Source organism: Paraburkholderia sp. JHI869 (assembly GCF_038900775.1).
In the GTDB taxonomy this organism is placed as follows: domain Bacteria; phylum Pseudomonadota; class Gammaproteobacteria; order Burkholderiales; family Burkholderiaceae; genus Paraburkholderia.
The window spans coordinates 119,799-146,040 of sequence record NZ_JAYMSC010000023.1; the positions used below are offsets into that span (position 1 = coordinate 119,799).

Genomic DNA, 26,242 nt, shown 5'->3' on the forward strand with positions numbered 1-26,242 from the left:
TTCTGCACTGACAAAATGCCCGGAAAGCGATGGAAACATTTCCATCGGTCCCTTATCCATTCCTATTGCATAAATTCTATCCAAGTGCCACGAGGCTATAGTAAGCTTCAGAAAAAGCCGTAATGCCTAAAACAAAAAGCCCGCAACTGGGCAAGTTGACACACACGCCACAACTCGGGGATTCACTGTCAGCAAAAGCATGCGCGTTCACTGTTTTTTCAGGTACGCGAAAGACGCTTTTTGCTGCGTGTCTGTACATTCAGGTGCGTGCCGTCATTCCCAAACGATGGTGTTGGCAAGAGGATCTGAATAATGGAACCTGCAACGCGGCAATTGGTGTACGTGACGCGAAAACCGGTCGAAGCGTTGAACGAGCGGTTCCACGAGCGTGGCTGGCAGGTGGAAATCGTCGGCAACGCACGGGACGCGCGGCGGGCGCTTCGCGCAGGTATGCCCGCGGGGGGCCTGCTCGATCTTTCCAGCGAATTTCATCTGCATGAAATCGGCTCGTTCGAGCCGTGCCTCACGCTGCCCAACGTCGGCTGGGTCGCTGCGGCCACGACGGGGCAACTGCAGGACGCAACGCTGCGCCGTCTGGTGCGCGATTACTGTTTCGATTACGTAACGGTCCCCTGGAACGGCGACCGTATCGTCGATTCCGTCGGCCACGCGTATGGCATGGTTTCGCTCGGCGAAGTCGCCTCGAACGACACCACGGGCGGCAGCGAAGGCGAAATGGTGGGCTCGTGCGAGGCGATGCTGGCGCTGTTCCGCTCGATCCGCAAGGTTGCGCTGACCGACGCGCCGGTGTTCATCTCGGGCGAGTCGGGCACGGGCAAGGAACTCACGGCTGTCGCGATCCACGAGCGCTCGGCGCGCCGTAGCGCGCCGTTCGTGCCGATCAATTGCGGCGCCATTCCCCCGCACCTGTTGCAGTCCGAGCTGTTCGGCTACGAGCGCGGTGCGTTTACGGGCGCGAGCCAGCGCAAGGTCGGACGCGTCGAGTCGGCCAATGGCGGCACGCTCTTCCTCGATGAAATTGGCGACCTGCCCATGGAAAGCCAGGCAAGCCTGCTGCGCTTCCTGCAGGAAGGCAAGATCGAGCGCCTGGGCGGCCATCAGTCGATTCCTGTGGACGTGCGCATCATCTCGGCCACCCACGTCGACATGCGTGCGGCGATGGTGGAAGGGCGCTTCCGCCAGGATTTGTATCACCGCCTGTGCGTGCTGCAGATCGACGAGCCGCCGCTGCGCGCGCGCGGCAAGGACATCGAGTTGCTTGCGCGCCACATGCTCGAGCGCTTCAAGAAGGACGGCAGCCGGCGTCTGCGCGGCTTTTCGCCCGACGCCATCGCGGCGCTGCACAACTATAGCTGGCCCGGCAACGTGCGCGAGCTGATCAACCGCGTGCGGCGCGCCATCGTGATGTCGGAGGGCCGTGCGATCACGGCGCGCGATCTCGAGCTCGGCGACTACGTCGAGGTGGTGCCGGTGTCGCTCGCCCAGGCGCGCGAAGCCGCCGAGCGCCAGGCCATCGAACTCGCGCTCCTGCGCCACCGCGGCCGTCTTGGCGACGCCGCCCAGGAACTCGGCATCTCGCGCGTGACGCTGTACCGGCTCTTGTGCGCGCATGGCATGCGCCATATGGAGAGCGAGCCGCTCGCGCCGCATCCGGGCGGCCTGGTTTCGGGCGGTTGAGGCGGTGGCTGGTTGAGGTCGATTCAGGCGACCGGCGCTTTCGTGCTCCGCGCATTGACCGCGCGCCGTCGCTTTTGCCGGGCCATTGCCACGGCGTTTCATCTCGCTGCGCCGCGTTGCGCCGCGAGCGCTTGCTTGGGCGCATCGTAGCCCGTCCTGCGGGCGTTCCGCCCGTGTCCCCGCTTGTGTCACCGTTACGTGATGGGCTCGCGCTTTCGGCGCGGCCGACCCGGGACGCGCGCGCCGGGTAAAATCCTCTTTTTCCATCCTGAATCCGAACCGGGCGCCACGTGCCCGACGAGGGAACCGCGCATGAAACAGTATCTCGAGCTCGTCCGCTCGATTCTCGACACCGGCACCTGGCAGGAAAACCGCACCGGCATTCGCACGATCAGCCAGCCGGGCGCCATGCTGCGCTTCGACCTGCAGGAAGGCTTTCCCGCGGTGACGACGAAGAAGCTGGCGTTCAAGTCGGCGGTGGGCGAGCTGATCGGATTTTTGCGCGCCTCGCGCAGCGCCGCCGACTTCCGGGCGCTTGGCTGCAAGGTCTGGGACGCCAACGCAAATGAGAACGCGCAGTGGCTGGCCAATCCGTACCGCGAAGGCACGGACGACCTGGGCGACGTGTATGGCGTGCAATGGCGGCGCTGGCCAGCTTACAAGGTGCTCGATGCCGATGCCGCCGCACAGCTCGCCGACGCGCAATCGCGCGGCTACGCGCGCGTGGCAGAATTTACCGAGGACGGACGCTCGAAGGTGCTGCTCTACAAGGCGGTGGACCAGTTGCGCCAGTGCCTCGACACGATCATGAGCAACCCGTCCGACCGTCGAATTTTGTTTCATGGCTGGAATCCGGCGGTGCTCGAAGAAATCGCGCTGCCGGCTTGCCATCTGCTGTATCAATTCCTGCCGAACCCGACGAAGCGCGAAATCTCGCTGTGCCTCTATATCCGCAGCAACGATGTGGGCCTCGGCACGCCGTTCAACCTGACCGAGGGCGCCGTGCTGCTGCACCTCGTGGGCCGTCTGACGGGTTATACGCCGCGCTGGTTCACGTACTTCATTGGCGACGCGCAGCTGTTTCGCGAACCAGAATTTGTACCAACCTACCACTGACGTTAGCTTCCAGCCGTTTTCCTTCCGGTACATTCTCAAAAAGTACCAGCTAGCTGTACCTCACCTCGTCGCATTCCAAGCTTAGTAGAACAGCGCTACTCGTCTTTCAAATATTGAAAGACTGCTACTCAACACCGTTTGCTCCGCTCAAACTCTAGTTCAGTTCAGCAAGCCCTGGCAATCCACAGCTAGAGCGTAATATGTGCATACAACATTATCTTGCCGAACGCGTGGAGATGGTGGGCGTTCCACTTTGCCTTACTATCGAGCCACCGCTAGATAGGGGCACCTATGAGTCCTTTGCCGCCACAACTACTTGAACGCCTGCGAAGTCTCGAATCTGTGAGAGTCGTCGTCGCGGTGGCGGACCATGCAAAGCGCGACGTCACCTTCGAGCCTACTACCTCAGTTGCGACTGAGCGATGGCACGTGCGGGCGGGAGGAAGAGACTTCGAGTTACTGCTGCAGGGCGCGAAGTTCTATGACACGCGCGCGAAAAAGGGCGGTGGAGGCGCTGTTGACCTAGTGATGCATCTGTTTGGCGTCGGCTTCATGGAAGCCGTGGGTCTCTTGAAGCGAGGTGGCTTCGAATGAGCGACTGACGATTCGTCCCCATTAGACGTGGTTGATAACTCTGTGTGCAGCACCTACGCTTCAAGCCTCATTCCAATCGAGAGGCGGGAGATGAAACATCCGTTCGACGATGTAGCGGTGATGCTGGGCCATCGGTCCACAACGATGCTCGCATTCTATGTTGGTAGTGGCATGCGTCACTGCGATGTGGAGAGTGTGCTGAAGCGGGCGATGGCAGCTGGCCGGCGCGTTAGCGCTCAAGAAACGACGAGTGGGACCTGTCCGACGGCGGAGGTTGCGACGTATCGTGACACACCATGCCTTACGTCTCCAATGGCCCGCTGGGAGCCGTCGGTGTGGGACGTTTCCGAATACGTTGAGGCGGAACGTCGCGGGAAGTCAGCCGGCTGTGGTCTCCTGCGTAGCTGGAGTGAGCTTGACCGAACAGGGTCTCTTGCTGCGCACCTTAATGCGCTGGACCGGAGCCTGGACGACTAAGCAGGTCAGGCGGCCGGCGGAGGTGCCTTTAGGGCGAGCGTCCCTTTTGTAGCCTAGCGCGACCGCCTTCCAAAGCTCGGAACATCTTGGTAGCGGCGTTCGGGCTCGCGCTCGTACGGTGACTCGAACATATTTGTATCGCCCATGTACAGCATCACCAGCACTTCACCCGGGCGACCGGGTATCGAATTCTCGTGGACTTCGTAGTTGGCCGCTTCATCGTTGGAAAACCACGCTGGCGCTTCCTGTTTTCCGGAGCCTTGCGTGGATTTGACTCCATTGACGATGTCGTACGCAAAGCTGTCTTCGTCGAGTGTCTGCACCAGGCGCCAACGCCTTGGAACATGAGGGGCGAATGCACGCCAGCGTATTCCCGCTTTGTCATAGCAGGCGACGATTACAGGCAGTGAATCCACCTCGGCCATGCGGATGATGGCAGCTGCGATGCTGACTTCGAACGCTTGAGCTACGTCCCCGATGTGCTTGAACGTCGGGATTTTTGCTCCCGAGCGGATGGCGGGTTCGAACAGGTAGCGTGGCATCAACAGATGCGCGGCGTAGCTGTCCGCTTCCTTCTCCAGTGACGCGTCGGACGCTAAGTTTGTACTCTGGTCATCGACGCGGCATCGGAACGACCTCCCGCGATGCATATTCCAGTGCCCGAGTTCGTGTGCGAGGGAAAACCTTTCGCGCCCGCGGTTGCCTGACGGCCTGATAGTCGCGATTGCCTGGTTCTTGACCCCTACGAGTGTCGCCTCGCAACCATCAAGCTGTTCATAACGAACATCCATGCCCGCGTCGTAGGCGATGGCTTCAACGTCCAGTTCCGATGGGGATGAGATGCCAAACTCGGATACCAGTGCTTCCGCGCGCTGGCCGGGAGTCAATGGTTTTCTCCCCGTCCATCTCGAAGTTGCTTGAGCTGAGCGTAGAGCCGTCGAGCGTCGGTTTCTGACATTTCGCTGAGTTGACGAGCGGCGAGGGTGACCTGACCGTCGTTCGCTGCTTCGCGTATGTAGGCCTTTACTTCGTCTAACGACACAGCAGAAGCCGTAACATCGGGCTCATGTTGTCTCTGCTGACGAGCCGCCTTAGCTGCTGCCATTCGTTTGCGTCCAGCGGCTTGATTCGCTGCTGCGATGCGGTTGGTAGCGCGCTGCTTGACGGCGTCGATATCCTCACCTTCGAGGACTTCCTCGTCGGACATCGACATCAGCTCGTACGTGTATGACTCGAGAAAGCGCGACGAGAACTGTGGCTTGCGCGATGCGCTCATCCGTTCCTCCTTTCGTCTTCCATAGTTTCGAGTTTCCGGGCCAACCGCTTACGGGCGGCCTCATACTGATTCTTGTCCATTTGTAGCGCTTCTGCGGCTTCTTTGCCGCGTCTTCCTGCAGCCCATTCCCAGGCGACCAACGCTGCTTCCGCATCATCTGCGAGCAGCATCTCGACGCGAGCGGCTTGCTCGGCATCGGATGTCGCGACCTCGGGGGTGAGCGTCTGAACTGGCTCAACGTTACGGACGAGCAGGTCGGTCGAATCCATGACGTCGGTGCTTTCCACAACGGTGTGCCCGTCGATTGGACCGTTCGCTTCGCGCTTGCGAGCGTTACTAGCCATGCTGTCTAAGACCGATGCGATAGCCGGTACTGCCGGATATCCCCGATGCCAGACCCGCTCTCCGCCGAGAAGCTTTGCACAAGCTTCCTGCAGCAGGTCCTCGTGCGAATCGGCACCGACACCAGCGAACGCTCGCCTGGCAATCCGTTCGACGCGGACCCAATCGGCCGGCGACATATTTTCCAGTTCCTGCTTGACCTCCGCCGGACTCAGGCGGTCGTCAGTGTCGAGGGCTTCTCTCATAGCTCCCGAACTCCCCTTAACGGTGAAGACTCTCCTGGAGCGCTCTACGGACGCTGCCGAAGAAAATTTTTGTTGAGACGTCCGCGCGGTCGTTCTGGAGAGTCTTACAAGGTGTGGGCGAAGCATTTGGCGCTTCGCCGCTCCAGATGAGCGAGGACAAATCCGATGATAGTAGAACGCAAGACGCGCGACATCAATCGTTACCTGTCGCATCTGCCGGAAGCCAAGAAATATTACCTCGGCGTGCGCGTGCGCCCCGAGCATGCCGCTCGCCTAGCGGCGCTTGGCTTTTCGCGCCCGCTGGTCGTCGGCGAGCGTGTGCTGCCGCCGGCGCGCGGCGCGGCGAGCCGCCGAAACGCTAACGGCTTCGACATTGTTCATCGCGACCAGGAGAAAGAGACTGCGTACCGCCAGATTAGCTGGACGTATACGCAGCGTCACGGCGACCGTGAGGTCGAGGTGACGGAGGTCAAGGATGTTCCGTACTACCGCTATCCGCGCACGAAAGTTCCGCCGTATTCCATCGAGGTCGTTGTCTCGGTAGACCCCGACGGCGCGCATTGCGTTGTGGCCGGCCCGTTCAAACGTACGGATGCGCAAACGGCCGCTGCGACGAACACGGCCAACATGCTCGTCGAGCAGTTCGGCTCATTCGAGGTGCTCGACGCGTCGATGAGCTCGTCGGTGGATGTGCCGGTCCGCCGTCTCAACTGGAAGCTCTTGCCGCCGGGGAAGAACCCCTGGCAGACCGCGTGGCCGTCACTTGAGACCGTCATCGAAAAGAGCCGCGGCAAGAGCCGCGAAGTGGTCGCGGCGCGCTTCAAGGAAGTTGGCAAATACAGCCCGGAATTCATCGCCGTTGGTTTGGGTGGATTCGACGACTACGTCGTATTCGGCTTCCCGCGCAAGGGTATTTGCATCTTGGAAAGCCGATTCACCAACAACGCCACCTATGTGCTCGCTCATGCGAGCTGGGAAATCGTCTCGCAGATGACGAAGGCGCAAATCCTGTCGGCATCGGCGCACGACGCGCGATTGATTCACGACCGCAACTGGTTCGACACGTTGGCGGAAATCCTGGCTCGCCCGTCAGCAAGCGCTGCGTAGGCGAATGCGTGCGTCGCGCGCGCTCGGATGCTCTGCAAACGGTCGAATTGACCAGTGTGATGCCGTCCGCATCGCAATTTTCCTTTCAAATGAAAGAAATATTGCGATGTGGCACAATATGTAGTGTATATGGTTTAAATTATTCTATATGTTGTGTTTTTTGGTAATATGATTCATCTGTCTTGAGCGGTAAAAGTTGCCGTCAATGGTTGGCGGCGTTTTCACGCACTTATTTGAAGGATGTCACCCATGGCAACGCCAGAAATCACCTTTTTCCCCGTGGGCAATGGGGACATGACGCTTATCAAATTGTCCAGCGGCCGGACGATTCTTATCGACATCAACATCCGGCAGCCCGGCGACGGTGTGCGCGACGTGCTGAAGGATTTGCGCGAGAAACTTGCCGTTGACGAGGAAGGACGCCCGTATGTGGATGTGATGGTGCTGAGCCATCCGGACCAGGACCACTGCCGCGGCTTGCGCGAGCACTTCTATCTGGGCTCGCTGACGGACTATCCGACGAAGGGCGAGCCGTCGAAAATCGTCATCCACGAGATGTGGTCGTCGCCGCTCGTATTCCGCCGCGCTTCGAAGTACCACACGCTGAGCGACGACGCGCGCGCGTGGAACACGGAAGCAAAGCGTCGCGTTGCGCTCTTCCGCGAAGAAGGGGAGCTGGAAGATGGGGACCGCATCTTGATTATGGGCGAGGACACGGACGGCAAGACCGACGACATTCTCGACATCGTCGTTAAGACCGATGAGCGCATCACGGCGGTGGCCGGGAAAGAGCAGGAGAACTTCAGCGCGTTGCTTCTGGCGCCGATGCCTGCTGACGACGAGCACGATGCCGATGAACTCTCGAAGAACGAGTCGAGCATTATCATCAACTACTCCATCGGCACGGGAGCAGTCTCGGACGCCGTGAAGTTCCTGTCGGGCGGCGATGCAGAGGTGTACATCTGGGAGAAGCAGTGGAAACGCCACAAGGACGACACGACGGCGCTCGAGTACGACTTGCTGTCGACGCCTCACCATTGCTCGTGGCACACGCTCTCGTGGCACAGCTGGAGCAAGAAGAAGGAGGACGCTGAAGTGTCGTCCGACGCGCGCAAAGCGCTGTCGCAGACGCGTGCGGGCGCTTACATCGTCGCCAGCAGCAACCTGATTCTCGACGACGACAATGACCCGCCTTGCATCCGTGCGAAGCGCGAGTACGAAGCTATCGCGAAGGAGGCCTCGGGCAAGTTTGTGAACACCTCGGCCCATCCCAACGAGAAGAATCCCGAGCCGATGGTGTTCGAAGTCATGTCGGGTGGCGTCAAGGCGAAATGGAAGGTTGCGGTGGCCCCTGCAGCGGCTGGTGCCGCCGCAGCGTTCGGCTCGAAGCCCTTGTCGCACGGCTAAGACGGGGTCGCTATGAACGCTCTACTGCAGGGTGCAATCCAATTGCTCGAGGCGCATCCTGCGGTCGAGTCGGTAAAGGTCGAAGAAACTTCTGGCGGTGGTGCAAACGTCTGCGCGACGTTTCTCGTTGACCTGCCGTCGCGTTGGGCCGTCGCGGGCGCGAGTCCGAACGGTGTTCGAGCGCGCGAGGAAGTGCTCGTCGAGTTTCCGTCCGGTTTTCCGGATAGGGCTCCGCGATTCACGTTGCGCGAGGATTTTCCGGACGCGTTACCGCATATCTATCTGCACAAGCGCGGAAGTCGGGTGCCCCCATGCACTACGTTCGGCGATAAGCTTGATGTAATGCATTCAGACGGCTTCTTTCGCCTTGTCGACCAGATGTCGGATTGGTTGAACAAAGCTGCGGTCGATGAGCTGGCCATCAATGAGAAGGGCTGGGAGCCGAGCCGAAGGGACGTAGGCTTCAACTTTGTCGAGATGGACCCCGCAGGATATTTCGACAAGCCACCGTTCGGCGGGTGGCGCTTATTCATGTGCATGACGTGCTGGAGCAAAGACGGCCGCTGGTCGTTAGCGCGTGACCCACAACAGAAGTTCCCGGTCGGTGACAAGGCCTTCATGCACGAGTGGCTTAACACGCTTGGCGTGAGCGAAAGGGCATATCGCGGGCGCGTACCTCTGGTCTTCTGCTGGCCCCAAGCCGCTCCTGGTGAGCAACCGCCTGTTCATGAGCGATACAAGGCCGATACGGTCACGACATTTGCGGAGCTTGCCGAGCAGGCCGCCGAGTGGGGGTGCCGAGTTGCACTAGACGATTTCGTGAGCAACTTCAACCGCACGCTTGCAACGTCGAAATACAAGGTCGATGTGCTCTTGTATTTTGCCTTCCCGGTACGCAGGCCTACAACCATCATCGGTACCCAGAGCCAGTTTGAGATGCTCGGCTACAAGATGCAACACTCACTGCCGGCAAAGCTGTCTGTGGACGATACAACGCCGGTGAGTGCCGTTGCTTTTTCATCTCCCATCTCTTCGAAGCTGTTGAGGCGGACGTCGGCGCTGCAAGAACAATCGAAGGAATTACAGCTGACGTTCGCGGGATGCGGAAGCCTCGGTTCGAAGGTTGCCATGCATGTCGCACGCGCGGGCGGCGAGGCAGCGTTGCTTATAGACGAAAAGCTTGCTGTCGCGCACAACGTGGCGCGCCATGCACTCTTGCCTGACGACGTAGATAACTTGCACGGAAAAGCGGAGAGGCTGGCGCAAATCATGGAGAGCTTTGCGTCAAAGCGCCCGAAGTTCGTCGCATCTGACATTCGCGGCCTGGACTTCAATGCAGCTAAGTACCGAGATTTTTTCCGTGGCGAGCAATCGGTGGTGGTAAACACGACAGGCTCGCCCGCTGTGCGCGACTTTTTCGCAAAGGCGAAATTTGACGCACGCGTCATTGAGGGGGCTCTCATTCATCATGGCGATGCAGCATTCATGACCGTGGAAGGAGAAGGCAGAAATCCGTCGACGGTCGACCTGCTGTATCACGCGTACGAGCGACTACGCTCGCTCGGGTTTTTGCGCGATGCGGGTGTAACCGCGGCGGCGAACATTCTCGAAATCGGTATCGGCTGCCACTCGGTCACTATTCCCATGTCTGACGCTCGAGTCTCGCTCGTCGCAGCTGGTATTGGTCAGAGACTGCATCACTACGACGAGGCCGGCTTGCCAGGGACCGGCATGGCGTCCGTCGCTTCAGTCGGTGACGATGGAATGTCTGTCACGTGGGTTCACGACGAGGTTGGCGCAACGCATGTGGCGGAGGTGTTCGACGGGAAGACGTGGACTGTGCGCGTGCTCGATAGGGCGCATAAGAAAATTGTCGCCGATGTTGCAGAGCATCCTACGGTCGAAACTGGCGGCCTTATCGTGGGAAATGTCTCCGCGCTCACGAGAGAGATATTCATCACAGACGTCCTCCCTGCGTCGCCTGACAGCACGCGCTCGCCTGCGCGTTTCGTGCTCGGGGTCGAAGGAACTCTCGACACGATTCGCGGCTACGAAGCGCTTGGTGGACACACGCTCTGGTGCCTGGGGACATGGCATAGCCATTTGGCGGTGAGTGGTCCATCACAGATGGACAGGGATACCGCGAAATCGCTCGATGGACAAATACGTCACGCGGCAGTTCTGCTCATTCGCCACCCGCAAGGTTACGCTGCGCTGGTCCGCGATGGCGCGCCAGCTTAAGGCTCGCACGGCTTCGATACTCGGCACTACGGGGAAACACATGGACGCTCTACAGCAGGTTGCACAAGTAGCATCATCTGGAAAATCGTTGAAAGCGCGCAATATGGTCTGGCTCGTCGGCGTTGGCATCTTCGATGTCATCATATTGCTGGTCATCGCGTTTCATCACCCCATCGACGACTTCACCGCGGATAAGGGAATGGCGCTACGAACGGGCCTGTCAATTTTCCTGCCTGTTCCCATTATTTTTCTTTCGTACCTGCTCTCGCACTCGCAGAAGGCGATTCTCGTATTCTGGCGCCTTCGTAACCCGATGCCTGGTTCGCGTGCCTTCTCCGTGTACGCCCAGACGGATACGCGGCTTGACGTCGATGCGCTGAAGAAAAATGTGGGGGCTTTCCCGAGTGATGAGCGCGACCAAAATTCGACGTGGTATCGGCTCTACAAGCAGGTGGAGAACGAAGTATCGGTGCTCGAGAGCCACCAGAAATATCTGATGTTCCGGGACATCGCAGCGATGTCGCTGTTGCTCGTACCGCTGGTAGCGCTTGGGCTTTTTCTGTTCGGCAACACAGTCACGGCTATCGTGTGGTCCGCGGTGGTCTTCGCCGTGCAGTATCTGATTGCGGCGCTCGCCGCACGTAACTCCGGAATTCGTTTCGTCCAGAACGTACTTTGCATCCATTCGGCAAAGAAGGTCAGCGGTGCGCGGCGTGCAGGCTCTAGGAGCAAACCAGAAAAGAAGGGGGGCGTGGCTGATGGCCGCGGTGAGTGACACACATTGCCGTGCTTCAGTCTGCAGCGGCATCGACGCGAGCGCTCTCGAGCGTGCCGCGATTCTCTTTGCGTGCGCGCTTGGCGCGTACGGAAGTTAGATTCTGAACTGCGAGGTACTGGACAGTGCTTTCGATAGAACGACCAGAACTTTATCGAGAGGTCCTTGGTTATCCCGACGGAATCCATTGTGTACGAGCGCCGGAAGAGGGCACGATGCGGCTCATCTTGAAGATGTCGGTGTCCTATCTCCTGCCGGCGAAGATGAATCGAGAGTTCAAGATTTACGTGGTTCCTGTTGAACTGAACGAGCATTCAACGATAGGGTTGATGTGCGCATTTTTTGACGACGACGATTGTCCGCTGACGTTATGGCGTCTCCTCACGGATGACGCCCCATCCCTCGACCTTCTGCATCTGTTGAGCAGGCGCGAGATTCTGGTCCACATATTTGATGAGCAGAGTCGTGAGCTGTTAGGTTATAGAGCCGAGGTCGATGTTCCTCTCATGGCGAAGATGCGCCTGGAACACGTCAGGTTTCCCCAGCTAAGTGATTCAAGCTTCGGTCACGCGCATGTGCAGGCGAACATGTGGTTTGGCCTCAGAACAGCGGCTGACGACGCTGACGCGATTGTCGTGCGATTCGAGGAGCCTTTGTTTCCAGAGGACTTGACGATAGCCGACACGCGGCCACAGCTGTACCAGTTTCACGGCAGTCAGGGGTATGCATTCACTTCCCTGGAGAGAGGAGAGCCAGGAGCGTTCCAGGAGCTTGACATCATTTTGATGCTCCAGCGGGTCTTCAAGCCTGAGCAGATTTACCACGCGCCGAGGCGCCACTACGACAGGGAAGAAATTGCGGACGTCATCGTCATAACCGACGACCTGTGTCTGATTGTGCAGGCGAAGGACTCGCCGAATACGGAGAAAACGTTACAGCGCACCCTGAAAAGAAAGAAGCTGATGTCGGTGCATCAGGTAAACGATGCTCTGAAGCAGGTTGTAGGTGCCGTGGGCTACGCGGATTCCACACGGCCGTTTCGCATGATTGTTGGCGAAGGGGAGGTCTGTGTAGACATCAGTAAGCACCATCTTCTGTCGTTGGTTATTGTGCGAGAGCTGTTCGTCGACACCTACGCCGAGTACAGCAAGTCTTTGTTCAGCGCGTTCGATGAGACGAACCTGCCGTGTATCGCGCTCGACTATGCCGAGTTGCATAAATATACGACTTTCTGCCCGAATCAAGGGAGTTTCCTCGGAGCCTATTTTCAGGTCTTCGATGCCGCGCGCGAACTAGGCGAGTTTCCTAGGCTTCGCTTTGGCGCTCGTGACGTTCGAGCGTTATGGGAGCAGGGGGAAGGGGATTGAAGCGCATTCGGGCATGGCGAAACCGTAGCTGTTGCGTAAAATCATGCTCCGACCGCTAACTATTGCAATACGACATGTCGCAGAACCCTGCCAACGAAACGTTCAGAAACGCAGAGCCGTCGTGGGCGAACGCTTGCGTGGGTGATAACGGCTCGCCCGACATCGTGGATTATGCGGCAGGCTTTGCAAACGCCGCACAGGTTCTACTCGAGCAGATTCTAAGTCACCGAGGGCTGAAGCATCCGACGGACACCTTTGTGTACCCTATCTGCTTCAACATGCGTCATGCGATAGAACTGTACATCAAGGCAGCTATCGACTCACTGCGCCCACTTGTTCATCACGCTTATCGCCTGCCAGATATCGACGTCCAGACATCACATGATATCGGGAAATTGTGGTGCTATTTTAAAGAGCATGCGGTCGCACTCGACTGGCGCTATAAGACGGTTATCGAGCCACTAGACACGGCTATATCAGATTTTGCAGCAGTGGATGCCACGGGACAGGTCTTCCGTTATCCGTTTGGCCGGGAGAACCAAAAGCACTTAACTGAGCTTGCGATAATCAACCTCGGAGTCCTGTGGAGAAAGTGCCCAAAGCTGATTGCAGACCTGAAAACGCTGAACTACCAAGGGGATTTTCTTGGTGATGAATATCGACACAGAAGCTACACTGCACGCCTTTCGCGATTCGACCTTGTGTGCATAAGCTACCGGCTGCCCCCGAGAGCCGCATGGGGGACAGAAGCGTTCGATGTAGCGAAGGCCGAAATTCGAAAACGCTTCGATATCAGTTCCAACGAGTTCTCTCGAGCGGTGAAGCTCATCGAGGCGAACATCGAAATGGCTGCCATTATTGAGGCTCCTCGTCCGCTCGCTCATTTGAAGGCCCCGCAACTCACTCTCTATTTCGATTCGTGGTGCAAATTTATTGATGTTGACGATTTAAAGAAGCGACATGCGCCAGCGCCAGAAGGGCGTGACGCGTTACTCGATGCCGAGGTCAACAACGACGATTCAGGGTTGCTCGATGGAATACGTGCGCGCGCGGCGTTGCGAGCCGAAACTTGGCCGGGCCTCATGGCTAATATATCCGCAGAAGCGCTCGGTGAGATGAGGGCTCTGTACTACTTCTCTAGGAACAACTCGAGACATACTGAGGAATTTGAAAGAGAGCGAGAGATATCTATTCGCGACCTCGTGGCTGCCCGTGATGCTGGGGAAGCGAGACTGCGCCAATCCGCCTTCTACCTCATCGATAAGCCACTGGCGTTGGAGCACGTACTTAACTCCTTGCTATTTTTTGGACATATCGACGTGGTGAAGGAAATGCTGCAACGTTATGAGCTGTCATCCTACGCGAGCGGACTGCTCGAGCGTACTCTTCGACGGTTCAGTCTCCGTCATCGTCAGGCCGTAGAGGCTATGAATTTCGACGTGAGGCATCCGGCAAACGAATTGTTCGCACTGTGAGAACTGCGTGGCGACGTAACCAGGCCGGGGCCTACAACTGTTGACTCCGTAGCAGGCAACGTGACTGACACGCCGGCGTCGGAAAGCCTGCCCGAGCGTGAAAGCGCAAACGACGAGAAGAGGACCGAGATGCTCGCGAACCCCGCAGTACAAGCCATCTTGATGTTCCTGGTTAGCACGGCGCTGACGCTAGGCGACGTGCACAGTCGCGCTTGGGCCAAAACATGCTGGTGGCTGACAGGGGCGCTTATCCTTGTGGCGTTTTTCCAGTGGCTGCGCTGGCCTGGCAACTACGGTCGCAAGTGGGAAAGCATCTGGTACTTGCGCTGGGGAGGGCGCGTGTCACTTCGAAAGGCAGCCGAAATCATCTACAGCGAGGCCCGTGCGCAAGACTCAGTCTGGGCGCACGCTGCAGAGCGCATGAGCTTGGATAAGTCGCCTGATGGCATCCTGTGCTACATCGCTGAGGTAGTTAAGCAGGACTCCGTTATCTATGGCATCCGTCCGCCGTCAACGCACGTTGAGAAACTGAACCCATTGCAGTTGAAGTACGGCACGGTGAAGAATGGTGCGCGCGAGGTGCACTTGCGCGATAACACGAAGGCCGTGTTTACAGACTTGGAGGTCGACGCGAAAGAGCTGCGCCGCGCACTGCGTGAGGTGCGGGAGAGCCTGAAGACGACGACGCCCATCTGAGGAGGAAGCAGCGCAGACGTTGAAACGCGACGCGTACGGCGCGCGGGCTTCGCGCGACTGCAGGTTCACCGGCAGCAAGCGCGGCCGGCGTTTCGACAATTGGCCGTCGAATTATCCTCGGAAACGCATTGGCGATAGACTGAGGCATTCGCATTCCGTCCCGGGAGCATGAGCGTGACGTCACAAACCTGCAACCGCATCGACCTCGCGCTTGAGCAACTGGAGATGGCGCTCGACGCGTTCCTGGTGCGCCAGCGCTTTGCATCCGCCATCACGCTCGCCAGCGCGGCCGAACGTGTGCTTGGGCAGGCATTGCGGCACGCCGGCAAGCCTGCGGTGCTGGACTGGAAATTCGAGGCGACCGACCTGGTGCACACGGCACTGCATGGCGAGTCGTTGGACAAGGGCGCATTCACGGATGCCGAGAATCGGGTTAGCAACGCGCTGCGTCACTTTGACAAGGCCGACGCGCCGGACTTCGATGCCGACCTTGAGGAGGCCGCGTGCTGGATGCTAGTGCGTACGTGTGAGAATGCACATCGACTCGGGCTGACCGTGCGAGGCTTCGGCGCGTTCAACGACTGGTTCTACGAATACGTCGTCGGCGTGTGATATCGCAATGCCAAGGGTGAAGCGATGGCGTGGAAATAGGCTATTTGTTGGCCCACACCCGCCCCTTGACCTGCTTCTTGCCGTATTTGCAGTTCGCGGGTCCTGCCGTGGCGCCGACATTCCGTCACCGCCGTTCCCACTTGATGGGCCCGATTCTCTGTAGTTCGTGCATCAGGCGGCGTCTTAGGCGCCCCAAGGACTTGCGTGCTTCCTCTACGGTCGCGTGGTCCTTCTGTAGGCGCCAGTAGCCCTCTGCAGCAATCGCCTCAAGTTCAGAGATGGCGTATCGCCCGCACTGGACTTCGAGAGCGAGTCGACCTACCTCCTCCCCCGGATGCCGGTTCCAGAGGCGTCGCAGTTCGTCGTCGAGCGGCGTAACGAACGGCGGCAGGCCATACCTGCATCGTTCAGCGCGCAACCGGCGCTCGCGATGCCACGGTAGGTCGGCAGCCGGTGGGTCCACGGCCGGCCCGGCCGAGTGCATCCGGTCTCGCTTCGTGTGCTCGAGCCGGTAGACGCACATGTCGTATGCGTACCAGTCGGAGCGCGCTTCCTCGTCGGTAAGCCACGTCGGCGTGGGCACGAAGCAGGTTTTGACTTCGTCCCAAACTGCCCACTTGTATTCCCAAACTGGCTCCATGATGTGACAAAAATACTGTATGAATGTACAGTATCGGGGAACGCAGGCAGGTTGGCAAGTTGCCGTTGCGCTCACGGAGGAGTTCTATGTGCACGAACTACGCAGCGGCGCGCCGCGACCGGATTTTCAAACAGTTCGGAGTTGAAGTGCCCGATAGCCCGTGGCGGGACGAGGTGTACAAGGACTATCCGGCACCAATTGTCAGGCGCGTGGCCGAATCAGAGAGAGCAGACGTCGCAACGTTCGGGATGGTGCCGCGCACGCACGTTCCGCCCGGCGTCCGCGCCTTCGACACAATGAACGCGCGCGCGGAGACGGTGGGCGAGAAGCACAGCTTTAGCGGCGCGTGGAAGCGGCTGCAGTTATGCCTTATCCCGTGCGAGGCATTCTACGAGCCCAATTACGAAAGCGGGAAAGCTGTGCGATGGCGCATCAACACGGCCTCCGGCGAACCATTCGCCATTGCCGGGCTATGGCGGGAGTGGGATGAGGGTGCCGAAGGCAAGGCGCTGTCGTTCACGATGCTGACCGTCAATTCCAGTGAGCATCCGCTCATGAAACGGTTCCACAAGCCTCGTGACGAGAAGCGTTCTGTCGTCATCGTCCGGCCGACGGACTATGAGAACTGGCTCGGCAGCAACTCGACGGACGAAGCGCGTTCGTTCCTGAATCTTTTTCCTGCGGAATTGATGGCTGCGGAGGTGTTCCCCGCTTCGCTCCGTGTGTCGAAGAGCAATACAGCTACGCCGAAAACGGAAGCTGAGAAATGAAGAAGATGGATGACGAAGCGAGGGCGGAGTTGCTGACTTTCCTCGTGGTCGGCCAGCTTTTCGCGTTTGCCCGCACAGGCGAATGGCTGCGTACTGACCATCTCATCGAGTCGTCACAGATGTGGCTCAGTTCCAACGGGGCCGTCTGCGGTTGGTTGGAGCGCGCACAGCTAGTCGAGGCGTGCCGAGTGGTTGCCATCACGGCGCTCGACTTGCCGTTTCCTGAAGTCGAGGCCGAGATGGTGCAGCTCTTCAATTTGAATCGTGGCTGGTTTCTCGACTATAGGAAGCCCGTGGTCCAGCAGATTCACACACTTAGCGTTTCGCACCTTTCTCAGGACGCGAGCTTCATTTAGGTGGCTTGTCGCCGTGAGTTGCAGAAACCTACACTTTTCGTACAAATCGTCCCGGCCCTCGCCTGCAGTCGCGCAGCTTTCGGTCACAGCCGGCACCCACGGGTTTGGGTGTCCACAATCTCGACCTGCTAACGGAAACTGGGTTGCCGCGGCTGTCCCGGCGCACGGAAGCCCACGATACGGTTCAATGAACTGAAATGCGGGTAAACACGGCTCATCCTTCTCTTGTCGCGCCCTAGAATGCGAGCAATCGAGAAGCTTCGCCGGAGTTAGCCGAAGCGACTCCCCAACTTTGTGCTGTTGGCCGCAATGAGCGAAACCGCTGGAGACGACAAGCCGAGCGCGATTCAAGTAATCGCGCGGGCCGCCAAGATTCTCAATCTTCTGAGTGATGAGCCGGAAGGGATGCGATTGGCCGAAATCGCGAGGGTCACGAATCTCCCGCGCTCCACTGTCCAACGCATCGTGTCTGCGCTGGCCCAGGAAGAGCTGTTGCAGTCTGACAGGGGCGACGGGGTGCGGCTCGGTCCCGCCTTGATGCGGATGATTGGGCGGGTGCATACGGATGTCATCGCCTTTATGCGTCCTTATCTCGAACGGCTCTCAGCGGAAGTTAATGAGACGGTTGTCCTTGCTCGCATGAGCGGTCGCCAGCTCGCGTACGTCCACTTCGTCGTAGCGGAGCATATGCTGCGCATTGTGCTCGGTGTTGGCGGTGACCTGCCGCTTCATAGCACAAGCGGTGGGAGAGCGCTCCTCGCGCTCTGCACAGATGCCGAAGTTATAAGCTTGGTTGGCAGGGACTATGAAAAGGTTACAGATGTGACCGTCGATGGCTCTTTTCATCTCATGCGGATTCTTTCGGGTGTGCGCGAACATGGTTATGCCTGGGAGTCGGAGGAGTCGGTGATGGGGGTGTCGTCTTTGGCGGTGGCAGTCGAGACGGTATTCGGACGCTACGCTATCGCAATCGTCGCGCCGACGGCACGTGCGCTGCATGGGAAACATCGTCTCGTGCGTCATGCACTGAAACTCAAGGAAGACCTCGTTGCTGAGATAGGCCAAGGGCCTTTACGCAAGTAGCTCTGACCGGTTGAGCCTTTGGCACAGGCCGCCGTCAATGATTGCCGATTGTGTAGGATGGCTAATTTAATGTAAGGCCATGAGGAAGACGTAGAAGCTCGCATTTATCCAAAGCATTAGGGCTGGGCAATTTTTAACACCTATTCGTAAAGGAGACGGAGACATGGGCGCTAACGACAACATGCGCGCGATGCGGCTTCATGAAGCAGGCGGCAACTTTAGACTGGATGAAATCCCGAGGCCGCGTGTTGAGCGCTCGACGGACGTGGTACTACGCGTGCGTGCATCAGGAATCGTTCCGAATTTGCGCAACGTCATGAGCAACTATGGCGACCGGGCCTACCTCACCGTTCCCGACTTGCCTGCAATCTACGGGCTGGACTTTGCGGGAATCGTCAAAGAGGTCGGTCGTGACGTGAAGGGCCTTGTCGAAGGGGACCGAGTGTATGTGAACCCGGGTCGTTCGTGTGGTAACTGTCACGCTTGCAGACTCGGCGAACGCATCAGCTGTGAGGCATTCACGTTCCAGGGATATTTCGGCTTCGGTCCCGGTTCGAAGGAGATTTACCGTAGCTACCCCTACGGTGGGCTTTGTGAATACGCAACAGCACCTGCGGATGGACTTGTCAAATTACCGGCGGAAGTCAGCTTCGAACAAGCTGCCCGCTTTGGATACATGGGTACGGCGTATTCCGGACTTCGTAAGGCGGGAGTCGGCCCGGGAAGGACGGTGCTATTAAGCGGAGGAACCGGGACGCTTGGTCTCTGTGCTGTTCAGATTGCACGTGCAATGGGTGCGACCAAGATTCTCTGTGTTGCACGGAACGAAGCAAACCTTGCGCGCGTGCGCTCGCTCGACCCGCAACGCATTCGAACCTTCTCATACGGCTCGGGCTCGCTCAGAGAATGGGCTTACAAGGAGACCGGTGGGCTAGGGGTTGACGCTGTCGTTGACGCTATCGGTCCGGGAGCGTCGCATCAGGTAACGCTCGACTGCATATCTTCGTTGCGACGGGGAGCGCGTCTCGTGGAGATTGGAGCGATGTCCGACCCAATGCCCGTCAATATGCACGAACTCATGTGTGCGCAGGTCTCTCTCATCGGCTCTCTCTGGTTCACTGTTGCAGAAGGTCAGGACCTGGCAGACATGGTTGCAGCTGGCACGCTAGACCTGAGCGTATTCGAGCACCATGCCTATCCGCTGGAGGAGGCGAATGAGGCATTGGCGGATGCGGAGCGCCGTGCAGGTGGATTCGTCAATGTAGTCGTCGTGCAATAACGATTCAATAGTCGAGAGGCGCTGTTCGTAGAGAGTCGTGGGCTCTGCAGCATCATGAACGCGCCGCTGCTTACGAATTGGTAACGGATTGGTCACAGTCGGACAACGTGTCGCACCGGTGGATAACGGCTATAGGCGGATTGCATAACCGCACCCTTGGGGGGTGCTGTAACTTTATCCCCCAACGAGCATACCGACGCCGCCATCCAAGCAGATGGTCACAAGAGCCGTCGAGGGATTCGTAAAGCGCTGAATGCGAGAACGCCACTCAAAGCGCAGGTTGGACACTGTCGGATGCTTCGTGATTCGACCAATTTAAGTAGTTCAACAAAATATTATTGAACGGAGACAGTCAATGAAGACGATGCGCGCAGCACGCCTGCATAAGGTCGGAGCAGCTTTTCAGGTCGACGAAATCCCGGTGCCTGAACCGCGGCCTACCGACGTTCTGGTGAGAGTCAAAGCATGCGGTGTGGTGCCGAATTTGCACAACGTCGTCGCCTACTATCCTGAGTGGTTCCCGTTCCTCCCGTTGCCGAAGCTTCCGGCGATTTATGGTCTCGATGCTGCGGGAGTGGTTGAACGCGTCGGGAGCAATGTTCACGGCATCAAGCCCGGTGACCGCGTGTACGTGAATCCAGGCCTGTCCTGCGGTAGCTGCGAAGCCTGCCGTCGACGTGACAACACGAACTGCCCGGCCTATACGTTCCAGGGTTACTTCGGTTTTGGCCCCGGTTCCCAGCAAATCTACGAAGACTATCCGTACGGCGGCTTCAGCGAGTTCATGACGGCGCCGGCCGCCAACCTGGTCAAGCTCCCGGAAGCCGTCTCGTTCGAACAGGGCGCGCGCTTCGGCTACATCGGCACCGCCTATGCTGGGCTCAGGAAGGCAGGACTCGAGGCCTCGCAAACTCTCATCATCGATGGCGCGACCGGTACGCTCGGCCTCGGCGGCACGCTTTGCGCACTGGCAATGGGAGCGAAGACCATTTTTGCAACTGGCCGGAACAAGGAACTGCTGGCCCAGCTCCAGGGACTGGCGCCGAGACGCATTCGCCCCATCGTGCTCGGCGAGCGTAGCGTGCACGACATCGTGATGGAGGAGACCGATGGCTACGGCGTCGACGTCGTACTCCAGGCTCTCGGTCCCAAGGCGCCAGTTTCGAACGTGCTGGATTCGTTTGCGGCGCTGCGCCGGGGCGGGAAGGCAGTCTCCGTTGGTGGGGTATCGGACCCGATTCCACTCGAACCGTTCCCGCTGATGTGCCAGCAGAAGTCGCTCATTGGCTCGCTCTGGTTCACGCCGGCCGAAGGCGAGAACATGGCCGCAATGGCCGAAACCGGTGCGCTTGACCTCTCAGTCTTCGAACACGAGGTCTTCCCGCTTGAGAAAATCAACGAGGCACTCGACGCGGTGAACCATCGTCATGGCGGCTTCACGAACGTCGTCATCAACCCGGCTTCGGTCTGACGGAGGAGTCCATGGTTCGAAGAATCGTTACGACCACCGACAGCGACGGTGCATCGGCTTTCCTTAGCGATGGCCCTTCACCTTGGCAGGCGACGTTCGAGTCAATTCCGGGGTTCGATGTCACGATGTTGTGGGCAACGGATGGCAGTACGTCGACGGAAGCAAAGCTTTCAGACAGTGGCGCATGGCCGACTTCATGGGTCCCGGGACCTGGCGGCAGTCGCTTGCTGCTTGTGACTTTCCCGCCCGATAGCGTGATGCTTAGCCCCGACTTCGACGGCTTGGCTGCTCAGAGGGAGCAGATGGAGAAGCTCCCTGGACTTGCTGAAGCTTTCGAGGCTGAGAGCCCGGGCATGCATAAAACCGCGTCCGTCGACTACGGTGTTGTCCTGTCAGGCCGGATAACGCTCGAACTCGACAACGGGCGGGTGAGGGAACTGCGTGCTCACGATGTCGTCGTGCAGCGAGGTACACGTCACGCCTGGCGCAATCCCGCTGCAGAACCGGCGTCCGTACTCTTCGTACTGCTCGGAGCAACGCCCGCGCGCTGATTCGTGACGTTGGGCGGGACTGTCGACTAACGGCAGATAGCTCGCGCAACGCAGAGCCACCCAGAGCGCCCTTTGTTCTTGCCAAACAAGGGCGCCCATCCCTTTGAACATGGATACGTGCCGGCCGCCAAGATGCGGCCGGGCGGGGCCCGTTTTCGCCTACAGCTTTTGAGGGTGCTTCGTGAAAAAAACAATTCTCGCAATCGCAGTCGCTCTTCTCCCTCTACAGTCGCATGCTCAAAGCACTGTGACGTTGTTTGGGTTGCTCGATAACGGCATCAGCTATGTGAGTAATTCTGGTGGTCATTCTCTCGTCCAAACCGCTTCCGGGATTCAAGCCCCGAGCCTATTGGGCATGCGCATCATCGAAGATTTGGGTGGTGGATTCCAGACGCTCGCGGTAATGGACTCGATGCCAGATATTAATACCGGCGCAAACAGCGGCGGCGCGTTCACAGGCCGTGAGTCATATGTTGGTATCGCATCGCCGTACGGTACGCTCACGCTCGGGCGGCAATTCGACTACATGTTTGACACGCTTTCCATAGCGCGATGGGGCCATCAAATATCCTACGTGAGCTTGTACCAGCTACCCGGCGGCCCGTTCTCGAAGCTGGGTACGCCACTGGGCACGTTTGACTACACGCGGATTGCTGGTGGCGAAGCGACGCCCAACGCGGTCAAATTCACCTCCAAGTACTACGGTGGATTCAGCTTCGGTGCGATGTACGGCTTCAGCAATATCGCGGGCGAGACCGGTAGCAACAACCTCAACAGTTTCGGAGCCAGCTACGACAATGGGCCTTTCCGACTCGATGCTGCGTATACCTACTCTAAGGAAGACGGTATAGATAACGGGCACGCAGGAATCCGAAACTTTGGCGTCGGTGGACGATATGACTTCGGAAATTTCGCGCTTGACTATCTTTATGTGAACACGCGCAATACGTTCACCGGCGCCCATGTCGACAGCTATGAGGTCGGTGGGCTTTACAAGTTTGCGGTCGACTTCTTCCTGTACGCGAACTACATCTACGCGAAGGGCAATGAGCAACTGACGAACAATCATTCGAATCAAGCTGGCGTCACGCTGGACTATCTTCTGTCGAAGCGGACTGACGTCTACTTTAATGCAATCTATCAGCGGGCTAGCGGAGGCATTGACAACTTTGCATCCGTGAACGGCACGTTCGCGACTTCATCAAGTCCTAACCAGACAGTTCTTCGCCTAGGTGTGCGCACGTTGTTCTGAAGCCAGAGAGTGGCGCAAGGCGTTTGCGCCATTCAGAGGAATGGGGCGCCAGGTTGCCTTCATCGAGGCTACCGGCGCTCCGCATGACGCCTATGCTTCTTCGACCAGCTCGAAGGTACTTGCCTTCGATGTCTTGGACAGCCGTTCCGCCCCCAGCCACTTTCCACGTCTGAGAATGTCGTCCACAAGTTTATGGACGAGCTTTTGGCCTTCACGGACGGCCGGTGAATGAGACCTCGCGGTGTTCTCGCAGAGTGCCCAGCTCATGAACATCCCACGAATAGGGCTCCAGGAAACTTCATCCTGGTAGCGCGCGTTACCGCTCACCGCGCAGCAGGGCGTTACGGTATCGCAGATACCCTGTCGAGCAAGCTCTATCGAGAGGTTCATCGCGTCAATCTCGAATAGCGTCTTGAACTGAAGTCCTCTTCTTTCAAGCGAGTTCTCAATCTGGGCGCGGATGACATTTGGTTTGCCGGGCAGCGCCAGTTTCAGGTTCTCCAGGCGCGACAGTGGAACCGGCCTGTCCGGCCGAAGCTGCGTGCTGCTGTGCGATACGAGAATGAGCGGCTCACGCACCAAGGGAGTGTGAACGTAGCCCTGCGGCGGGTTCCCTTCAAAAGGCACTATTGCCAGGTCGAGCATGCCGGAATGCATGACTTCGCGCAGTTCGTGGCTCGCGCCCTCATGGATTCGCAACGACACCCCAGGAAACTCCTGAACGAGCTGCGAGATGTAGGCGGATGTGAACATGTGCTGCCAGGACGGCGCAACGCCGATGGACAACTGGCCTGCCGCGCGGTCCCCAACTTCTTCAACAAGCTTGGACAACTGACGCAGGATTGGGCGCGCGCGCTCCAATAGCAGTGTTCCCGCTTCGGTGAGTGTTACTCCGCCTTGCGTGCGGGTGAACAACTTCGCGCGCATCTGATGCTCGAGCAAAGCAATATGCCGCGACATCGCCGGCTGTGACAGGCGAAGGTCGCTCGCCGCCTTGTTGATGCTGCCGAGCTCGGCTACACGCAAGAAATATTCGATAAGTCTGGAATCCATCGTCTGCCTCCATTACGCCTCATTCGTTCAACACCGGCGCTTGTTATCGCATTTCGATTATAGGGTGATTGCGGAGGCCGGCACCCTGCCAAGCGGGCGCGATGATGCTTCCCGTATTGAGCGCAAGTCATTGAAAAAAAAGATATCAGGAGGTGCGGTTCACCTGTCGAACCATTAAAAATGAGGGTTTGCACCGATATCAGGGAATCGGATGGACTTTATAGAGAATCCGCATTATCGGCATAACGAGCACGTCGCTACTATTTGACCAAGGTCAAGCACTGGGAGCGGGTTGATGCTCCTGAAGCAGTTGTTGAGCCCTTCCCGTAAGTCAGTCAAACCATGCCATCGCGCATGGAATCAAACATACATAGGAGACAGACCGTGCCACTGGCTGTGCTGAGCGCATCCCATACGCCTCTTATGAAAGACGGCGTCACCACGGATGATGTCCGGGTTGCTGTGAAACGCGGCTTTCGCGAACTCGCCGAATACGCTGAACAGTTCAAGCCTGACCTCGTCATCCAGTTTGCGCCTGACCACTTCAACGGATTCTTCTACGACGTAATGCCGAGCTTTTGCGTCGGTATTAACGCATCGTCTGTTGGTGACTGGGGCACGTCCACTGGCACGCTACCCGTCACATCGATTGAAGCTCAGCAGTTGAGTGAATTCCTGGTTGAAGATGGCTTCGATATCGCCGTGTCGTATCGCATGCAGGTCGACCACGGGTTCGTGCAAATCTGGGAGGAGATGTTCGGCGACTTTTCCCGATATCCAGTCATCCCGATTTTCATCAACTGCGCCGCCCCCCCGCTTCCTACTTTCAAGCGCGCGCGGCTCCTTGGCGAGGCCGTGGGCCGTTGGGCTGCAGCGACAGGAAAGCGTGTGCTGTTCTCGGCATCGGGCGGCCTGTCTCACGACCCGCCCACGCCGAACATCGCTACCGCCCCCGATGAGGTGAAGGAGCGTCTCATTGACGGCCGCAACCCCACTGAGGAAATGCGCCACGCACGCGAGCAACGTGTCCTGGCCGCTGGCGCCCGCGCGTATGCCGGCGAGCCGGGGATTTTGCCGGTGGATGCAGATTGGGACGCGACCTTCATCCAGCAGCTTCAGTCCGGAAACCTCTCGCAACTCGATGCGATGACGACGAAGGAGGTCCGCGAAAAAGCGGGCCGCGGCGGTCCGGAAGTTCTCGCATGGGTTGCGGCCTTCGCCGCGCTTTCCGTCGACGGTGAATACACGGCCGACCTCATTTACTACGAAGCCATCCAGGGCTGGATTGCTGGTATGGCAATGATGTTCGCTCAATCGAAGAAGCCGCGCGCATGAGCGCGCAGGTGCGAATACAGGAGATGTGTCATGGGTATCAGAACAGGAAAGCAGTTCATCGAGGGCCTTCGCAATCGTCCGCGAGACGTGTGGGTGCGCGGTGAGCGCGTGGAGGACGTAACGACTCATCCGGCATTCAAGGGCGCTGTCGAGCAGTTGGCGGCGCTCTATGACACTCAGCATGCCCCGGAACTGCAGGACAAGGTCACCTACGTCGTGCCGGAGACCGGTGAGCGCGCTGGTCTTGCGTTCATGCCGGCGTTGTCGGCTGACGACCTTCGCAAGCGTCGTGAAGCGTATCGCATCTGGGCGGAAACGAACTTTGGCCTCATGGGCCGCTCGCCGGACTTCATGAACGTCACGCTGCTAGCATTCTGGGAAGCACGCGATGACTTCGCGAAAGGCGGCGAGCAGTTTGGCGAGAATATCGTCAAGTACTACGAGTACATCCGCGACAACGACCTCTTCCTGAGCCATGCGCTCATCACGCCGCAGAACGACCGCTCGAAGCAGTCGTCGGAGCAGGCGAGCATGCACCTTCGCGTCGTGAAGGAAACGTCGGAGGGCATTTACGTGAGCGGCGCCCGCATGATTGCGACGCTCGGCCCGGTCTCCGACGAAATGATTATGTACAACCTGCCGCAGTTCAAGGCAGGCGATGAAGACCACGCCCTAATATTCGCGGTCCCGACGGACGTGAAGGGTCTGCGCCAGATTGCTCGCGACCCGTACTACGTCGAGGCGCACGAGAGCTACGACCATCCCCTGTCGACGCGTTTCGAAGAAAACGACTCGCTGCTCATCTTCGACAACGTTTTCGTGCCGTGGGAGCGCGTCTTCTGCTATCGGCAGGTCGAACTCTCAAACAAGCTGTACTCGCACACCGCGGTTCGCAATGTAAGCGGCCAGCGATCCCGTCTTGACAGACGAAGTTAGGCGATTGTCGGTATCGGCTGCCAGTGATGCGGCAACAACGCGGCAATGTCGCTGGCCCTGTGCGTGGGCAGACGCGTGAGGATGTCCT

Annotated in this window: 23 protein-coding genes and 1 pseudogene; 20 read left to right on the forward strand and 4 right to left on the reverse strand. The window is 58.6% G+C overall.

Annotation, left to right across the window (positions count from 1 at the left end):
- Positions 1-312 precede the first annotated feature (312 nt).
- The 3 genes and pseudogenes from VSR72_RS31015 (at position 313) to VSR72_RS31025 (ending at position 3,408) form a co-directional block, all read left to right on the forward strand.
- Positions 313-1,698, forward strand: a complete 1,386-nt coding sequence (locus VSR72_RS31015) for a sigma 54-interacting transcriptional regulator (protein WP_342956082.1) — start codon at positions 313-315, stop codon at positions 1,696-1,698.
- 312 nt (positions 1,699-2,010) lie between these two features.
- Positions 2,011-2,772 (forward strand): annotated as a pseudogene (locus tag VSR72_RS31020) (thymidylate synthase); the annotation flags it as partial.
- A 333-nt stretch (positions 2,773-3,105) separates the two neighbouring features.
- Positions 3,106-3,408, forward strand: a complete 303-nt coding sequence (locus VSR72_RS31025; RefSeq protein WP_342956083.1) for a hypothetical protein — start codon at positions 3,106-3,108, stop codon at positions 3,406-3,408.
- 530 nt (positions 3,409-3,938) lie between these two features.
- On the opposite strand, the gene VSR72_RS31030 is transcribed toward VSR72_RS31025, so the two are convergent.
- From VSR72_RS31030 to VSR72_RS31040, 3 genes are read right to left on the reverse strand one after another with little or no spacing between them, the layout of a single operon-like run.
- Positions 3,939-4,772 (reverse strand): ImmA/IrrE family metallo-endopeptidase, encoded by an 834-nt coding sequence (locus tag VSR72_RS31030; RefSeq protein ID WP_342956084.1) that lies wholly within the window; start codon positions 4,770-4,772, stop codon positions 3,939-3,941.
- A complete protein-coding gene (locus VSR72_RS31035; RefSeq protein WP_342956085.1) occupies positions 4,769-5,161 on the reverse strand; it encodes a hypothetical protein in 393 nt (130 codons plus the stop codon). Before VSR72_RS31035 ends, VSR72_RS31030 begins: the two co-directional genes overlap by 4 nt.
- Positions 5,158-5,748 (reverse strand): hypothetical protein, encoded by a 591-nt coding sequence (locus VSR72_RS31040; protein WP_342956086.1) that lies wholly within the window; start codon positions 5,746-5,748, stop codon positions 5,158-5,160. The genes VSR72_RS31035 and VSR72_RS31040 overlap by 4 nt, the downstream gene beginning before the upstream one ends.
- A gap of 165 nt (positions 5,749-5,913) precedes the next feature.
- Here VSR72_RS31040 and VSR72_RS31045 point away from each other — a divergent pair, with 165 nt between their 5' ends.
- The 15 genes from VSR72_RS31045 (at position 5,914) to VSR72_RS31115 (ending at position 22,830) form a co-directional block, all read left to right on the forward strand.
- Positions 5,914-6,855: a hypothetical protein gene (locus VSR72_RS31045; protein ID WP_342956087.1), complete on the forward strand. Its 942-nt coding sequence runs from the start codon at positions 5,914-5,916 to the stop codon at positions 6,853-6,855.
- A 249-nt stretch (positions 6,856-7,104) separates the two neighbouring features.
- Positions 7,105-8,262 carry a metallohydrolase gene (locus VSR72_RS31050; RefSeq protein ID WP_342956088.1) on the forward strand — a complete coding sequence of 386 codons (1,158 nt, stop codon included), beginning with the start codon at positions 7,105-7,107 and terminating at the stop codon, positions 8,260-8,262.
- A gap of 12 nt (positions 8,263-8,274) precedes the next feature.
- Positions 8,275-10,503 (forward strand): Mov34/MPN/PAD-1 family protein, encoded by a 2,229-nt coding sequence (locus VSR72_RS31055; protein WP_342956089.1) that lies wholly within the window; start codon positions 8,275-8,277, stop codon positions 10,501-10,503.
- Complete coding sequence (locus tag VSR72_RS31060; protein ID WP_342956090.1) at positions 10,418-11,278, forward strand: hypothetical protein; 861 nt, start codon at positions 10,418-10,420, stop codon at positions 11,276-11,278. Before VSR72_RS31055 ends, VSR72_RS31060 begins: the two co-directional genes overlap by 86 nt.
- Before the next feature lie 215 nt (positions 11,279-11,493).
- Positions 11,494-12,645 (forward strand): hypothetical protein, encoded by a 1,152-nt coding sequence (locus tag VSR72_RS31065; RefSeq protein WP_342956091.1) that lies wholly within the window; start codon positions 11,494-11,496, stop codon positions 12,643-12,645.
- Positions 12,646-12,719: 74 nt separating this feature from the next.
- Entirely contained in the window at positions 12,720-14,120 is a 1,401-nt protein-coding gene (locus VSR72_RS31070; RefSeq protein ID WP_342956092.1) for a hypothetical protein, read from the forward strand.
- A gap of 60 nt (positions 14,121-14,180) precedes the next feature.
- Positions 14,181-14,816: a hypothetical protein gene (locus tag VSR72_RS31075; protein ID WP_342956093.1), complete on the forward strand. Its 636-nt coding sequence runs from the start codon at positions 14,181-14,183 to the stop codon at positions 14,814-14,816.
- 168 nt (positions 14,817-14,984) lie between these two features.
- Positions 14,985-15,428, forward strand: coding sequence for a hypothetical protein (locus VSR72_RS31080; RefSeq protein WP_342956094.1), 444 nt, complete (start codon positions 14,985-14,987; stop codon positions 15,426-15,428).
- A 726-nt stretch (positions 15,429-16,154) separates the two neighbouring features.
- Positions 16,155-16,838 (forward strand): SOS response-associated peptidase family protein, encoded by a 684-nt coding sequence (locus VSR72_RS31085; protein WP_342956095.1) that lies wholly within the window; start codon positions 16,155-16,157, stop codon positions 16,836-16,838.
- Complete coding sequence (locus tag VSR72_RS31090) at positions 16,835-17,194, forward strand: hypothetical protein (RefSeq protein ID WP_342956096.1); 360 nt, start codon at positions 16,835-16,837, stop codon at positions 17,192-17,194. Before VSR72_RS31085 ends, VSR72_RS31090 begins: the two co-directional genes overlap by 4 nt.
- A 309-nt stretch (positions 17,195-17,503) precedes the next feature.
- Positions 17,504-18,277 carry an IclR family transcriptional regulator gene (locus VSR72_RS31095; RefSeq protein WP_342956097.1) on the forward strand — a complete coding sequence of 258 codons (774 nt, stop codon included), beginning with the start codon at positions 17,504-17,506 and terminating at the stop codon, positions 18,275-18,277.
- Between the two features lie 163 nt (positions 18,278-18,440).
- Positions 18,441-19,556, forward strand: a complete 1,116-nt coding sequence (locus VSR72_RS31100; RefSeq protein ID WP_342956098.1) for a zinc-binding dehydrogenase — start codon at positions 18,441-18,443, stop codon at positions 19,554-19,556.
- Between the two features lie 355 nt (positions 19,557-19,911).
- The gene (locus VSR72_RS31105; protein ID WP_342956099.1) at positions 19,912-21,027 is read left to right on the forward strand and encodes an alcohol dehydrogenase catalytic domain-containing protein; all 1,116 of its coding nucleotides are present in this window, start codon (positions 19,912-19,914) and stop codon (positions 21,025-21,027) included.
- A gap of 11 nt (positions 21,028-21,038) precedes the next feature.
- Positions 21,039-21,578 carry a cupin domain-containing protein gene (locus VSR72_RS31110; RefSeq protein WP_342956100.1) on the forward strand — a complete coding sequence of 180 codons (540 nt, stop codon included), beginning with the start codon at positions 21,039-21,041 and terminating at the stop codon, positions 21,576-21,578.
- Between the two features lie 181 nt (positions 21,579-21,759).
- Positions 21,760-22,830: a porin gene (locus VSR72_RS31115; protein WP_342956101.1), complete on the forward strand. Its 1,071-nt coding sequence runs from the start codon at positions 21,760-21,762 to the stop codon at positions 22,828-22,830.
- 90 nt (positions 22,831-22,920) lie between these two features.
- Here VSR72_RS31115 and VSR72_RS31120 read toward each other — a convergent pair whose 3' ends face one another.
- Positions 22,921-23,883, reverse strand: coding sequence for a LysR substrate-binding domain-containing protein (locus tag VSR72_RS31120; protein ID WP_342956102.1), 963 nt, complete (start codon positions 23,881-23,883; stop codon positions 22,921-22,923).
- 384 nt (positions 23,884-24,267) lie between these two features.
- Between VSR72_RS31120 and VSR72_RS31125 the strand changes: the two genes are divergently transcribed.
- Both VSR72_RS31125 and VSR72_RS31130 read left to right on the forward strand, forming a co-directional pair.
- Complete coding sequence (locus VSR72_RS31125) at positions 24,268-25,218, forward strand: 3-carboxyethylcatechol 2,3-dioxygenase (RefSeq protein ID WP_342956103.1); 951 nt, start codon at positions 24,268-24,270, stop codon at positions 25,216-25,218.
- Between the two features lie 30 nt (positions 25,219-25,248).
- Positions 25,249-26,154, forward strand: coding sequence for a 4-hydroxyphenylacetate 3-hydroxylase N-terminal domain-containing protein (locus tag VSR72_RS31130; protein ID WP_342956104.1), 906 nt, complete (start codon positions 25,249-25,251; stop codon positions 26,152-26,154).
- Positions 26,155-26,242 lie beyond the last annotated feature (88 nt).

Bases quoted from the DNA above. Each gene is read 5' to 3' on its own strand.
- VSR72_RS31105 (WP_342956099.1), top strand. From the start codon at position 19,912: ATGAAGACGATGCGCGCAGCACGCCTGCATAAGGTCGGAGCAGCTTTT.
- VSR72_RS31040 (WP_342956086.1), bottom strand. From the start codon at position 5,748: ATGAGAGAAGCCCTCGACACTGACGACCGCCTGAGTCCGGCGGAGGTC.
- VSR72_RS31130 (WP_342956104.1), top strand. From the start codon at position 25,249: ATGGGTATCAGAACAGGAAAGCAGTTCATCGAGGGCCTTCGCAATCGT.
- VSR72_RS31110 (WP_342956100.1), top strand. From the start codon at position 21,039: ATGGTTCGAAGAATCGTTACGACCACCGACAGCGACGGTGCATCGGCT.
- VSR72_RS31065 (WP_342956091.1), top strand. From the start codon at position 11,494: ATGCGGCTCATCTTGAAGATGTCGGTGTCCTATCTCCTGCCGGCGAAG.
- VSR72_RS31060 (WP_342956090.1), top strand. From the start codon at position 10,418: ATGGACAAATACGTCACGCGGCAGTTCTGCTCATTCGCCACCCGCAAG.
- VSR72_RS31085 (WP_342956095.1), top strand. From the start codon at position 16,155: ATGTGCACGAACTACGCAGCGGCGCGCCGCGACCGGATTTTCAAACAG.
- VSR72_RS31025 (WP_342956083.1), top strand. From the start codon at position 3,106: ATGAGTCCTTTGCCGCCACAACTACTTGAACGCCTGCGAAGTCTCGAA.
- VSR72_RS31045 (WP_342956087.1), top strand. From the start codon at position 5,914: ATGATAGTAGAACGCAAGACGCGCGACATCAATCGTTACCTGTCGCAT.
- VSR72_RS31035 (WP_342956085.1), bottom strand. From the start codon at position 5,161: ATGAGCGCATCGCGCAAGCCACAGTTCTCGTCGCGCTTTCTCGAGTCA.
- VSR72_RS31050 (WP_342956088.1), top strand. From the start codon at position 7,105: ATGGCAACGCCAGAAATCACCTTTTTCCCCGTGGGCAATGGGGACATG.
- VSR72_RS31055 (WP_342956089.1), top strand. From the start codon at position 8,275: ATGAACGCTCTACTGCAGGGTGCAATCCAATTGCTCGAGGCGCATCCT.
- VSR72_RS31120 (WP_342956102.1), bottom strand. From the start codon at position 23,883: ATGGATTCCAGACTTATCGAATATTTCTTGCGTGTAGCCGAGCTCGGC.
- VSR72_RS31070 (WP_342956092.1), top strand. From the start codon at position 12,720: ATGTCGCAGAACCCTGCCAACGAAACGTTCAGAAACGCAGAGCCGTCG.
- VSR72_RS31095 (WP_342956097.1), top strand. From the start codon at position 17,504: ATGAGCGAAACCGCTGGAGACGACAAGCCGAGCGCGATTCAAGTAATC.
- VSR72_RS31080 (WP_342956094.1), top strand. From the start codon at position 14,985: ATGAGCGTGACGTCACAAACCTGCAACCGCATCGACCTCGCGCTTGAG.
- VSR72_RS31090 (WP_342956096.1), top strand. From the start codon at position 16,835: ATGAAGAAGATGGATGACGAAGCGAGGGCGGAGTTGCTGACTTTCCTC.
- VSR72_RS31015 (WP_342956082.1), top strand. From the start codon at position 313: ATGGAACCTGCAACGCGGCAATTGGTGTACGTGACGCGAAAACCGGTC.
- VSR72_RS31100 (WP_342956098.1), top strand. From the start codon at position 18,441: ATGGGCGCTAACGACAACATGCGCGCGATGCGGCTTCATGAAGCAGGC.